Here is a 12,349-nt window from a genome sequence, read left to right on the forward strand (position 1 = left end):
GAAAAATGTCGGCGTCGCGAGAAAAATGGATCGATCGAGGGAATGCATTTAGTAGGCTAGCCATGCGTCCAGGCCTCCGGCACGAGGTCTGCGGCGCGGACGCCCCGGCGGCCCCAATCCGCCGGGGTGTCGTTTGCCAGCGGGGCAGCGGATCGCCTCAGAAGAGCTGGTCGCCGTACCACCGCTGATCGGGGCTGCGGCGGGAGTCCACGGCCGGGGTCGCGGCCATGGAGGCGGGCCCGGCGCGGCGCGTCGCCCGGGACCTCAGGGTCGGCCTCTCGACGGCCGGGCTCACCGCCTCGGGCACGCCCGGGTCGCAGCTCACCGGCGGGGCCAGCGTCGCGCTGTGCTCCACATCGCTCACGTGAGCCGGAGGATCGGCCGGTCGCGGGGATGGCGCACCGCGGCGGGCGAAGTACCAGCTCAGCGGTACCGCGATGGCAGCGCTCGTCAGGGCGACGACCAGGAACACCCCGGCGGCCCGGAGGGCGCTGCGGCGCCGGCGCGGGGCGGCGACCTGGACCGAGGGGTGCCGCATCGCCTCGGGGGGGAGGGTGCCGGTGGGCAGCGTGTTGCGCGACGCCGGGGCGGGCGCGCTCCGCTCGGTGTCGGGCGGCGGCTCGGGCGGCCGCGGAGCCCCGCCGGCGAGGGGCGCCGAGTCCGTGAGGAGCAGCGGCCGCACGGCGGTCATGAGCTCCTGGACGGTCTGGAAGCGCGCGTCCGGATCCTTGGCGAGCGCCCGCGAGAGCGCCTCGCGCACCTGGGGCGGCACGCCCTGGAGCGGCGGCGGCACCTCGTCCAGCGCGCACGCCTCCAGGTCGTCGCGCCCCTCGAACGGGCGCCGGCCCCCGAGGACGCAGTACAGCAGCATCCCGAGCCCGTAGACGTCCGTGCGCGGATCGATCGCGCGCGCGTCGAAGAGCTCCGGCGCCCGGTACCGCGCCGCGTCCGCCACGGGATCCGCGGGCGCCCCGAACAGCCGGTGCAGCCCGAACGCCCGCAGGACGGCGGCCCCCTGGCCGGTGATCACCACCGTATGCGGGCCGACATCCCCGTGCGCGAGGCCCAGCGCGTGCGCCGCGCCGAGCGTCCGCGCGACGTCGACCGCGAGCTCGTAGGCGACGGAGCGGAGCCGGGGCAGCAGATCCTCCACCGAGGGATCGTCGCTCGGCCGGGCGGCGATCCACCCGGTCGTGCCCTCCATGCCGCCGGCGATGACAGGCACGGTGCCGTGCATCGCCGGAGACAGCGAGAGGAGCCGATCGAGCTCGCCGCGGAACGCCTCCGGGTCGAGGGCGACATCCTCCTGGACATACAGCGTGACCTCGCGGCCGTCCGCGTCGAGCGCGCGGTAGGCCTCGGCCGGAGCCGGAGAGTCGAGGCTGGCGACGATGGTGTACCCGGCGAGCTCCTGGCCCAAGATCACCATGGGCCCTCCGCCGCGAGCCCCCCGAGGAGCGCGGCGGTTTCCACCCCTCCGCGCGGGAAGACAGCAGAGCGAAGCGCGATCTGCGATGTTCGATCAGCCCACGAAATTCTGTTCACTGCGTCGGACCTCCGGCACGAGGTTCGAGTCCATGACACCCCCGGACACGGCTCGGGGAACATCGGTTGGCGCGAGGGTAACAGAGGTCTCGTGCGCGCGGAAGCCGTCGCCCGGGCGGACCGGGGATCACGGAGCGAGCGAGACGGCGCGCTCACTTTCCGGAACGACGGCTCGACGGCGGGGTGCGCCCTGAAACGGCGCGCTCCGGCGGGCGCGACTTGGGCGGAGCCGCCGCGCGAGAGCGCTCCGGATCCTCGCTGGCCAGGGCGAGCATTGCTTGCTTCCTGGGCGAATCGTCAGGCTCCATGAGCAGAAAGAGGATCGCGTTCTGGAGCGTCTCCTGCGCCTGGTCAAAGAGCTCTGCCACGACGGACGCGACCGGGCTGCGCCCGTCGCCGGGCAGGAGCAGGCGCGGATCGCACTGGAGCCCCTGCGCGATGAGGCCGAGCGCGCCGAGCCCGAGATCCCGCTCGCCGCGCTCCACCTGCCGCAGGTAGGTGGCCGAGAGCTGCGCCCGCTCGGCGAACTCCTGCATGCTGAGCCCGCGGAGCAACCGGAGGATGCGGATCGCCTGACCGACCTCCCTGGGGAGCGTGTCGCGCATGAGCGCGAGCCTAGCAGGCAGAGCTCGCCTGAGCCGCCGAGAAGGAGCCGGGCGCGCTACAGGTATCCTTCGGCCTGCAGCGCGAACATGCGGGCATAACGCTGGCCGCGGGCGACGAGCGCGTCGTGGGTGCCCTCCTCGACGATGCGCCCGCCGTCGAGGACGACGATGCGATCGGCCATGCGCACGGTCGGGAAGCGGTGCGAGATGACGATCGTCGTCCGCCCCTTGGACAGCGACCGGAACCGCTGGAAGACCGCGTGCTCGGCCTCGGCGTCGAGCGCGGCGGTCGGCTCGTCGAGCACGAGGATGTCGGCCTGCTCGCGCATGAACGCCCGCGCGAGCGCGATCTTCTGCCACTGCCCGCCGCTCAGCTCGACGCCGTCCTTGAACCAGCGCCCGAGCTGCGCGTCGAGGCCCCCCGGCACCGCGGTCACGACCTCGTCGGCGCCGCCCTCGGAGACCGCGCGCGCGATGCGCGGCTCGTCGCCGAGGTGATCGAGGCTGCCGAGCCCGATGTTCTCGCGCAGCGTGAGCTGGTATTGGTTGAAGTCCTGGAACACGACACCGATCCTCCGGCGGAGGTCGTCGAGATCCCAGGCGCGGAGATCCTTGCCGTCGAGCAGGATGCGCCCCTCGGTGGGCTCGTAAAGCCGCGTGAGCAGCTTGATGAACGTCGTCTTGCCGGCGCCGTTGTGCCCGACGAGCGCCAGGCTCTGCCCGCTCGGGATGTGGAGATCGATGCCCCGGAGCGCCCAGCGCGACTGGCCAGGATACCGGTAGCCCACGCCCTCGAACCGCACGCCCCTGTCGAGCGCGCGGTCGGCGGGCGCCGCGGGCGCGCCGCCGTTCGTCAACGCGGGCGCCTCGCCGGCCGGCAGCGCGGGCGGCGCGCTGGTCGGGATGCTCAAATACTGAAAGAGATTCGACATGTAGAGGTTGTGCTCGTACATGCCGCCGATGCCGCCGAGGACGGCCTGGAACGCCTGCTGGCCCTGCCGGAAGGCGGCGACGTAAAGGACCATCTCGCCGAGCGAGAGGCGCCCCGCCGCGGCGGAGGCCGCCATGGCGGCATAGCAGCCGTAGAACGCGGCGGTCCCGAGGAGCGACAGGGCATAGGACCACCCGGCGCGGCGGACGGCGAGGGCGCTGTCCTCCCGGTAAAACGACGCGGCGAGCGCCTTGTAGCGATCGAGGAACATCGGCCCGAGCCCGAAGAGCTTCACCTCCTTGGCGTGGCCGTCGTTGGCGAGCACGTACTCGAGGTAGTTGAGCCGGCGGGCCTCGGGAGAGCGCCAGTTGCGGAGGCGGAACGCCGCGCCGGAGAAGCGCGCCTCGGCGACCGTGGCGGGGACGGCCGCGAGCACGAGCGCGAGCACCGCGAAGCCGCTGAACCCGACGAGCAAGGCGGCGTACCCGGCGAGCGTGATCAGGTTCTGCACGAGGGAGAAGCTCTCGGTCACGACCGACGCGGGGCGCGACGACGCCTCGCGCCGCGCGCGGGTGAGCTGATCGTAGAACTCGGGGTCTTCGAAGTGGCGGAGCTCCAGCGAGAGCGCCTTCCCGAGGATCATCGCGTGGATGTCGATGGAGAGCCGGGCGCCGAGCAGCTGTCGCGCCAGCGAGAGCCCGCGCTGCGCGAGCGCGAGCGCGGCGACGAGGCCGAGCTCGACCGAGACCCACACGAGCGCCGCGCGCTCCTCGCGGGCGACCACCGCGTCCATGATCGCCTTTCCCACGTAGGCGACCCCGAGCGGCAGCACCGCCGCCGCCAGCGTGAGCGCGGCGAGCGCGAGGGTGGCCGCCTTCGACGAGCGCCAGACGAGCTGGAGCGTGCGCGGGGTGTAGGCAAAGCTGTCCCGCAGGCGGGAGAGGCCGAGCATGAGGGCGGATTCTAACCACGCCGCCGCGCGCTGCCCGCGCAGGCGCCCGCGAGGGCGCGCGCGGGCGTGGGAGGGACGCGCGGCGCAGCGAGCTCCGCCGGCCTCGCCGGGGCGGGGACGCGCCCGGCGCGCGCTCGGCGGCGGCGCTCGCGCCTCAGGTCACCCGCGCCGCGGGGCACGCGCGCCGCGGGGCACGCGCGCGGGCGGCCGCGGTGGCGGGCGCGCCCCGGGCGCGGTATCCCGGGGGCTCCGAACAAGGAGGCTGTGCATGTCGAGCATGTCCACTACGACGATAGGCTACGGAGCGCTGCTCACGGCGCTCGGCGTCGGCGGCTTCGCGGCCACGAGGGCGCCGACGGCGCTCATCCCTGCCGGCTTCGGGGTGGTCTCGATCGGGCTCGGCGTGCTCGCGCGTCAGGAGAAGTACCGCATGCACGCCATGCACGCGTCGGCGCTCGTCGGCGTCCTCGGCGTCCTCGGCTCCGCCCGCGGCCTGCCCCAGCTGCCGGCCCTGCTCTCGGGCGGCGACGTGGAGCGCCCGGCGGCCGTCATCGCGCAGTCCCTGATGGCCGTGCTCTCCGCGGGCTACGTCACCCTCAGCGTGCGCTCCTTCGTCGCAGCGCGGCGCGCCCCCGCCCGCCCCTGAGCGCGGCGCGCCGCGCCGCTGACGAAGAAGCGCGCCGTCCGGCCGCCGAGCCAGGCGCCGTCGCAGAGCCCCTCTCACCCTCACTCCCCCAGCCGGGGCGCTTCGAGCGGTCCTGTCGGCCGCGCGCCCTCGGAGCCATCGAGCGATGGGCTCCTGTCGAATCCGTAGAGAACGGCCGGTGCGGCGGCCCCCCGCGCGCCGATGAGCTCCCTCCCCTCGCCTTACTCTGCACGTCCCATCTCCGTATGTCCCATCTCCGCGCGTCGGATCGGGGCCCTCGCGCCGCCGGAGAATCCCCTCATGTCGATTCTTTGACAATCTGGACCAGCAGTCCGGAATGCTAGAAATCCGCGCGTAAACGGCCAGATCGGTGCCCTTGCCGGCCGTGCTTGATGTACTGTCGTCGTTACCGGACCATCAACTACCAGAAGAGCGAGCACCATGCTTCGACGCGTCACTGCATTGGGGCTGACGGCGACTTTTTTCCTTTCGTGCGGGGAGGATGGTGCCGTCATGATGTGGGATTGCAACGAATGCCCCGAGGGGTGGACCTGCACCGAGAACACTTGTATCCCGCCGCATTGCAGCAATGGGATCAAGGATGGTCATGAAGGTGAGACCGACACCGACTGCGGCGGCTCGTGCGAGCCTTGTCGCTTAGGGGCCTCCTGCGAGACGGGAATCGACTGCAAGGAGGGCGTCTGTCGTTTGGGAGCGTGCCAGGCCCCGACGTGCGTGGACGGCGTGGCGAACGGCTTCGAGACCGGCGTCGACTGCGGCACGCGCTCGTGCCCGCTCTGCGCCGCGGGCGAGGGGTGCGTCGCCGGCGAGAACTGCGGGTCCGGCGTGTGCAGGGAGCGTGTCTGCCAGGAGCCGTCGTGCGACGACGGGGTCATGAACGGAAGCGAGCTCGACGTGGACTGCGGCGGGGAGTGCCGGAGCTGCCGGTAGCGCGAGGAGCGGGGCGAGGCGGCCGGAGCGCGCGCTCGCGGCGCAGCCAGGTGCGCGCGCGGCCGGGGAGCGCCTCCGGCTTCAGCGGGGATCGACGGCGGGCGTGGTCTCCACGCTCACGGTGCCGCCGGTCGCGATCCAGCGGAATCCGTCGATGAGCGCGGTGGAGTCGAAGCGATCGTCGCCGGTGTCGAAGAGGATGAACCGGAGCGAGATCTCCTCGCCGCCGCGCACCGGCGCCCGGGTCTTCAGCCACCGGGTGCCGCCGTCGCGGCGCGGGCTGAAGCCCGTCCCGACGAGCTCGCTCGATCCGAGCGGACATCCGTCGCAGACATCGAAGAACGCGATATTGACGCTGACCGGCCTGCCCTCGCCGTCGAACGAGAGATTGCCGTTGTACGACCCGGGAGGCGCCGGCGTGGCCAGCGCGACGAATTGATCGTTGAAGTCCTCGCAGACCCACTCCGGATATTCGTACGTATAGAACTTGAAGAGGAACTCGTAGCCGGTCGCGTTCTGCGGGGCGCGGAGGACGACCTCGAGGCCGATGTCGTCGTTGATGAAGTCGGAGGGAGGGCAGTCGGGGTTGTCCTGGGGGAACCCGGGGGGCGCGGCGCCGGGGCCGTAGCTCGAGCAGCTCTCGGACCGGCAGGCGTTCGGGTGGTCCGGCAGGCGGGCGCGCCCCGTCGAGAGCGCGAGCAGGCGCGCGCCGCCCTGCACGCGCACGTTGGGCCCGAACCCGTCGAAGAGGCCGACGGCGGGCGACCGCGCCGCGGGCGAGCCGTCCCCGCGGACGTACCTCGCGGAGAGCACGCCCCAGCGGCGGTCGTCGCGGGAGGCGAACGCGCAGAGGTCGATCGCCCGGGCGCCGTTCGCCGGGTCGAAGTCCTCGAGCGAGAGGCCGTCGTCGCAGGGGGGTGCGACGTTGTCGATGGCGCCGTCGCAGTCCTCGTCGGCGGGCGCGGGGATGTGGCCGCTCGCGTCGGGCTCGGTGACCTCGACCTCGATGGCGCCGGGGTTCACGTTGGCGTCGGCGTCGTTGCAGTCGCCGGCGGCGGGCGTGAAGCCGTCTCCGTCGCTGTCCGCGTTGGGGTCGGTGACGGGGCCGGCGCCGCCGCTGCCCGAGCCGGGCGCGCCGGGCGCATCGAGCCCGCCGGAGCCGTCCTCGCCGCCGGTGTCCGGGGGCTGCGCGGGCCCGTCGTCCGCGCCGCCCGGCGCGGGGGAGCCACCGACGGCCGAGCACCCGAGCGCGACGAGGAGCGCCGTCATGGCGGCGACGCCGGGGACGGGGGGAGCGAGCTGGCGATCAGTCATACTGCACTTTGCCATGGGGACAGGATCGAGCCCGGGCCTGCACGCAATCCGGGTCGGATCGGGCGCTCACAACGACCGGACGGCCTCGGGCGGTCTCAACCTCGGACGGCCTCAACCTCGGTCGGGTCGGCCGTTGGGTCGGCCTCAACCTCGGTCGGCTCGGCCCAACCTCGGCCGGGCGACCTCAACCACGGTCGGGGTCGGCCTCAACCTCGGTCGGCTCGGCCCAACCTCGGCCGGGCGACCTCAACCACGGTCGGGGTCGGCCTCAACCTCGGGGTCGGCCTCAACCTCGGTCGGCTCGGCTTCAGCCCAACCCCGGTCGGATCGGCGTCAACCCCGGTCGGGTCAACCTCAACCCCGGTCGGCTCAACCTCAACCCCGGTCGAGTCGGCCCAACCCCGGTCAGGTCGGCCCACGGTCAGGTCGGCCTCAACCCCGGTCGGGTCAACCTCAACCCCGGTCAGGTCGGCCCAACCCCGGTCGGGTCGGCCTCAACCTCGGTCGGCTCGGCTTCAGCCCAACCCGGTCGGGTCAACCTCAACCCCGGTCGGGTCGGCCTCCGCCGGGTCGGGCCAACCCCGGTCAGGTCGGCCTCAGCCCAACCTCGGCCGGGTCAGCCGCTCCCCCCCAACCCCGGTCGGCTTCCCCCCCGGCGGGTAACCCGCCCGCCCCCGGGCGCGCTACATCCGCTCCGGGGCCTCGATCCCGAGCAGGCCGAGGCCCTTCGCCAGCACCTCCGCCGTGAGATCGCACAGCGCGAGCCGCGAGCGGCGCACCTCCTCGCTCTCGGCCCGCAGCACCGGACAGCGCTCGTAGAAGGTCGTGAACGACCCGGCGAGCTCGAACAGGTAACCGCACAGCCGATGCGGCTCGAGCGTGGCCGCCACGTCCTCGAGCACGGCGCCGAACCGGAGCAGCTCCAGCGCGAGCGCCCGCTCCGCCGGCTCGCCCACCGTGATCCCCACCCCGCGCGGCGACTCCACCCCCGCCTTCCGGAAGATCGACCGGATGCGCGCGTGCGCATACATCAGGTAGGGCGCCGTGTTCCCCTCGAACGCCAGCATGCGATCCCAGTCGAACACGTAATCCTTGATCCGATCGCTCGAGAGATCCGCATACTTCACCGCCCCCACGCCGACCGCCCGCGCCACCGCGCCCGCGGCCTCGGCGTCGAGCTCCGGGTTCTTCTCCAGCACCACCTTGGTCGCGCGCTCCACGGCCTCGTCGAGCAGATCCGACAGCTTCACCGTGTCGCCGCTCCTCGTCTTGAACATCTTCTTGTCGGCCCCGAGCACCGACCCGAACGCCACGTGCTCGGCCCGCGCCGGCGGCCTGAGCCAGCCCGCCTCCCGCGCCGTCGCGAAGACCATCGCGAAATGCTGGCTCTGCGGCGCGCCGACCACGTAGATGAGCCGCTGCGCGCCGACCGTCGTGAGCCGGTGGCGGATCGCCGCCAGATCCGTCGTGGCGTAGCCGTAGCCCCCATCCTGCTTGCGCACGATGAGCGGCAGCGGCTCGCCGCCCTTGCCCGTGAAGCCCGCCGGAAAGACGCAGAGCGCCCCCTCGCTCTCGCGCGCCAGCCCCTTCTCGCCGAGCTCCGCGAGCACGTCGAGCAGCATCGGGTTGTAGAAGCTCTCGCCCGCGAAATCGGCCTCGGTCAGGGTCACGCCGAGCCGGCGGTAGACCGACTCGAAGTAGCGCGTCGACTCGCGCACCAGCTGCCGCCACAGCCCGAGCGTCTGCTCGTCCCCGCCCTGGAGCCGCACGACCCGCCGGCGAGAGCGCTCGGCGAACGCCGGATCCCCGTCGAATTTGGCGCGCGCCTGCCTGTAGAACGCGTCGAGATCGCCGACCGAGAGCTCCTGCGAGGCGGCCGCCTCGCCGAGATCGAGCATGTGCTCGATCAGCATGCCGAACGGCGTGCCCCAGTCGCCCAGGTGGTTCTGGCGGATCACCCGGTGGCCGAGCGCCTCGAGCACGCGCGCGAGCGCGTCGCCGATGATCGTGCTGCGCAGGTGGCCGACGTGCATCTCCTTCGCGGCGTTCGGGCCCGAGTAATCGACGATCACCGTCTCGGGCTGCGCCGCGGGCGCGATCCCGAGCCGCCCGCCGCTCGCCGTGTCGGCGAGCTCGCGCGTCAGGTAGGCGTCCTCGAGCGTCAGGTTCACGAACCCGGGGCCGGCGATCTCCACCTTCCGGCAAATCCCGCCGAGCTGCAGCGCCCCCACGATCGCCGCCGCGACCTCGCGCGGCGGCCTGCCCAGGCGCTTGCCGAGCGCCATCGCGGCGTTCGCCTGGTAATCGGCGTGGCTGGAGCGGCGCAGGGAGGGATCGGCTCCGGCGTGCTCGGCGCCGAACGCGGCGGTGATCGCCTCCTGGAAAGCGCGGGAAAGGGCGTGGACGGGATCGGCCATGGCGCATCCTTGGCCCGGCCCCGCGGCCAATTCAATAGGAAGCCGGCGCTCCATGGCCAAACAGCGCGCCGAACCGCGCGCCGAACCGCGCGCCGCCGCCCGCGGCGCGCGCCCCGGCGCGGCCGTCTCGGCCGGGCGCTCGCGCCGCCGCGCGCGGCAGCGCGCCGATTGCGCGGCGACCCGCGGATCCACCGAGGAAAACGGGCCTCCGTGCGCGCGCGCCGGCGCGGCGCGCGGCGGCGATCCCCCTTTGACAAAAATCGGGCTAGGCCGGACAGTTCACGCCTCCCGTGAGCGCCTCCCTGCCCCCTGCCCCCGGCGATCCGAAGCCCGCCGCGAGCGACGCGCCCGCGGAGAGCGCGGCCGCCCAGATGGTCGGGACGGTCATCTCGGACCGGTACCGGATCGTGGAGCTCGTCGCGACCGGCGGGATGGGCGCGGTCTACAAGGCCGAGCACCTGCTCCTGCGCAAGTGGCTGGCCGTGAAGATCCTCCTGCCCGCGGCGCAGGGCTCGCCGGAGCTCACCGCGCGCTTCGAGCGCGAGGCGATCGCGGGCGCGCACATCCAGCACCCGAACATCGCGTCGGCGACCGACTTCGGCACGCTCCCCGACGGCTCCCGGTTCCTCGTGCTGGAGCACGTCCGCGGGACGACGCTCGATCGCATCATCAAGAAGGGCCCGGTGCCCGCCCCGCGCGCCGCCGAGCTCGCGCGGCAGATCGCGGCGGCGCTCGCCGCGGCGCACGAGCGCGGGGTCATCCACCGCGATCTGAAGCCGCGCAACGTCATGGTCGAGCACGGCACCGACGCCGTGAAGCTCATCGACTTCGGGTTCGCGAAGGTCCCGCTGGAGCGCCTCGCCACGACGACCGCGCACGGCGGCGAGGAGCGGCCCGAGCCCATGCGCATCACGCTGAGCGGCATGGTCTTCGGCACGCTCGCGTACATGGCGCCGGAGGCGGCGCAGGGCATGGAGCACGTCGACGAGCGCTCCGACCTGTACGCCCTCGGGCTCATCCTCTACGAGATGCTCGCGGGCAAGCACCCGTTCGACTCGATCGTGCCCGTCGAGCTCTTCCGCGATCAATGCGAGACCGCGCCGCCGCCGCTCCGGCTGCGCGCTCCGGGCGTGGAGGTGCCGCGCGAGCTGGAGGCGCTCGTGATGCGCCTCCTGCGCAAGGACCCGGCGGCGCGCCCCGCCAGCGCGCGCGCGCTGCTCGCCGCGCTCGACGCCGCCGTGCCGCGGTCCGAGGCCCTCGGCCTCCTCCCGTGGAAAGAGCCGCTCTCGAGCGGGTCGTGGTCCCTCGGCGACCCGCTGCGCGCGCTTCAGGCCGCCACGCCGCCCGAACCGCCGGCGCGGCACGACCGAGCCGCGGCGCTCGAAGGCGCAGCGCGCGGCGGGGCCGCGGCCGCTGGCGGGGCCGCAGCCGCCGGCGGGGCCGCAGCCCTCGACGGCGCGGCCGGCGGCGCCGCGATGGCGGCGTCCGGCGCGCCGCTCGCGGAGCGCGGGGACGAGGCGCGCGGGAACGCGGCCCACGAGGCGCACGCGGCGCGCGGAACGGCGGAGCGCCGGCCACGGCCGCGGAGGCGCGCCCGGGGCTGGCTCATCGCGGTGGCCGCGCTGGTCGCCGCCGGCGCCGCGGGCGGCGCGGTGCTCCTCCGCCGCTTGCCCGCGGGCGCGCCGGCGGTCGCGGGCGCCCCGGCGCCGGCGGTCGCCGACCCGGAGCTCCAGGAGGCGACCGCCGCCATGCACGCGCCGGCCGCCGCGGCGCCGGCCACCCGGGTGCCTGAGCCCCTCGGCGCGCCCCCGCCGGCCCCGTCCGCGGCGCCGACCGCGAGCGCCTCGGCCCCCGCGCCGGCCGGCTCCGGGGCGGCGTCGGCCGACGTCGCGGCGCTCGCCGGGCCGGCGCCGCTCGAGGGCGCGGAGCTCCCGGCCGAGCGGGAGCGGCTCGTGGGGGCGGTCCGGGCGAAGCGATGGGAGGACGCGGAGAGCGCGCTCTTCGTGCTGCTCGACAAGGATCGCGCCGCCTTCGAGCAGCGCGACGTGATGACGGCCGCGGCCGCCGTCGCGGTGAAGAGCTCGTACCGGCCCGACGGCCGCGCGGACCCGATCTTCGAGGCGCTGGAGAGCCGCCTCGGCCAGGAGGGCCTCGACATCGCCTACGAGATCGTGAGCGGCTACGGCGGCACACAGGGCGGAAAGCGCGCGGCCGCGCTGCTCCGCCGCCCCGAGGTGCTGGAGCGCGCGAGCGCCCCGCTGCGCATCGCCGTGGAGCTGCGCGAGGCCCCCTGCCGGCGCAAGCAGGCGCTCTTCGAGCGGGCGGCGCTCGAGGGGGACGCGCGCGCGCTCGTGTTCCTGGAGATGCTCCGCTCGTCGCAGTGCCAGCCGCGCATCGGGCAATGCTGCTTCCACCACCACGCGGGGCTCGAGCGCGCGGTGCGCTCGCTGCGCGACCGGCTGCGCTACTGATCCGCTGCGCCGCTGCGCCCGCGCTGCGCCGCTCCGCCGGCGCCCGTCCCGCCGCTCCCCGAGGGCCCGGGCTCCCGGCGGACACGGGCCACCCCCGACGGCCGGGAGATGGGCTACGCTCGCGCCCGCGGTCCCGAGCGCTGAGCAGGCCCGAGCACGGCGGCGAACGGCGCGCGGACGACGAGAACAGGGAAGAGGAATGAGCGACAAGACAAATGAGGAGATCTACAGGGCCTACCTGCTGGCGTACGCGTGCAGCGGCGACACCTCGAAGGTCGCGGTGCTCCAGGACGCGCGCCCGCTGACCGCGACGGTCGCCGCCGCGCTCGCCCTCGCGGAGCGCGATCGCCAGGCGGGCGAGCCGCCGGACACGTGGGACTCGCTGACCGAGCGCCTGCAGGCCATGTTCGACGAGTTCGATCCGCACGGGTACGACCTGGCGACCGGAGACGACGAGGCGCTCGACGACGAAGACGAAGAGGACGGCGACGAGCCGATCGCCTCCTGAGCCCGCGCC

Annotated in this window: 9 protein-coding genes; 4 read left to right on the forward strand and 5 right to left on the reverse strand. The window is 74.0% G+C overall.

From position 1 onward, the window contains the following. Positions 1-157: 157 nt before the first annotated feature. From WMF33_RS42600 to WMF33_RS42610, 3 genes are all read right to left on the reverse strand, one after another. On the reverse strand, positions 158-1,429 hold the full coding sequence (locus WMF33_RS42600) for a serine/threonine protein kinase (protein WP_437333951.1): 1,272 nt from the start codon (positions 1,427-1,429) through the stop codon (positions 158-160). 268 nt (positions 1,430-1,697) lie between these two features. Further along, positions 1,698-2,150 (reverse strand): helix-turn-helix domain-containing protein, encoded by a 453-nt coding sequence (locus WMF33_RS42605; protein ID WP_061623626.1) that lies wholly within the window; start codon positions 2,148-2,150, stop codon positions 1,698-1,700. Between the two features lie 56 nt (positions 2,151-2,206). Beyond that, positions 2,207-4,033 carry an ABC transporter ATP-binding protein gene (locus WMF33_RS42610; RefSeq protein WP_437333952.1) on the reverse strand — a complete coding sequence of 609 codons (1,827 nt, stop codon included), beginning with the start codon at positions 4,031-4,033 and terminating at the stop codon, positions 2,207-2,209. A 268-nt stretch (positions 4,034-4,301) separates the two neighbouring features. Between WMF33_RS42610 and WMF33_RS42615 the strand changes: the two genes are divergently transcribed. Further along, on the forward strand, positions 4,302-4,679 hold the full coding sequence (locus WMF33_RS42615) for a hypothetical protein (protein ID WP_437333953.1): 378 nt from the start codon (positions 4,302-4,304) through the stop codon (positions 4,677-4,679). A 708-nt stretch (positions 4,680-5,387) separates the two neighbouring features. Then, on the forward strand, positions 5,388-5,630 hold the full coding sequence (locus WMF33_RS42620) for a hypothetical protein (RefSeq protein WP_061626082.1): 243 nt from the start codon (positions 5,388-5,390) through the stop codon (positions 5,628-5,630). Positions 5,631-5,711: 81 nt separating this feature from the next. Here the strand turns inward: WMF33_RS42620 and WMF33_RS42625 are convergent, their stop codons facing one another. Continuing rightward, positions 5,712-6,944 (reverse strand): choice-of-anchor L domain-containing protein, encoded by a 1,233-nt coding sequence (locus WMF33_RS42625; RefSeq protein ID WP_437333954.1) that lies wholly within the window; start codon positions 6,942-6,944, stop codon positions 5,712-5,714. Positions 6,945-7,627: 683 nt separating this feature from the next. Next, on the reverse strand, positions 7,628-9,361 hold the full coding sequence (argS, locus tag WMF33_RS42630; RefSeq protein WP_437333955.1) for an arginine--tRNA ligase: 1,734 nt from the start codon (positions 9,359-9,361) through the stop codon (positions 7,628-7,630). 290 nt (positions 9,362-9,651) lie between these two features. Here argS and WMF33_RS42635 point away from each other — a divergent pair, with 290 nt between their 5' ends. After that, positions 9,652-11,832, forward strand: a complete 2,181-nt coding sequence (locus WMF33_RS42635; protein WP_437333956.1) for a protein kinase domain-containing protein — start codon at positions 9,652-9,654, stop codon at positions 11,830-11,832. Positions 11,833-12,031: 199 nt separating this feature from the next. Then, positions 12,032-12,340, forward strand: a complete 309-nt coding sequence (locus WMF33_RS42640; RefSeq protein WP_061623993.1) for a hypothetical protein — start codon at positions 12,032-12,034, stop codon at positions 12,338-12,340. Positions 12,341-12,349: the final 9 nt, after the last annotated feature.

Source organism: Sorangium sp. So ce394 (assembly GCF_051474665.1).
GTDB lineage: Bacteria > Myxococcota_A > Polyangia > Polyangiales > Polyangiaceae > Sorangium > Sorangium cellulosum_D.

What these genes read in the sequence shown, in the direction of transcription:
- WMF33_RS42615 (WP_437333953.1), top strand. Translation starts at nt 4,302, where the DNA reads ATGTCGAGCATGTCCACTACGACGATAGGCTACGGAGCGCTGCTCACG.
- WMF33_RS42605 (WP_061623626.1), bottom strand. Translation starts at nt 2,150, where the DNA reads ATGCGCGACACGCTCCCCAGGGAGGTCGGTCAGGCGATCCGCATCCTC.
- argS (WP_437333955.1), bottom strand. Translation starts at nt 9,361, where the DNA reads ATGGCCGATCCCGTCCACGCCCTTTCCCGCGCTTTCCAGGAGGCGATC.
- WMF33_RS42610 (WP_437333952.1), bottom strand. Translation starts at nt 4,033, where the DNA reads ATGCTCGGCCTCTCCCGCCTGCGGGACAGCTTTGCCTACACCCCGCGC.
- WMF33_RS42640 (WP_061623993.1), top strand. Translation starts at nt 12,032, where the DNA reads ATGAGCGACAAGACAAATGAGGAGATCTACAGGGCCTACCTGCTGGCG.
- WMF33_RS42625 (WP_437333954.1), bottom strand. Translation starts at nt 6,944, where the DNA reads ATGACTGATCGCCAGCTCGCTCCCCCCGTCCCCGGCGTCGCCGCCATG.
- WMF33_RS42600 (WP_437333951.1), bottom strand. Translation starts at nt 1,429, where the DNA reads ATGGTGATCTTGGGCCAGGAGCTCGCCGGGTACACCATCGTCGCCAGC.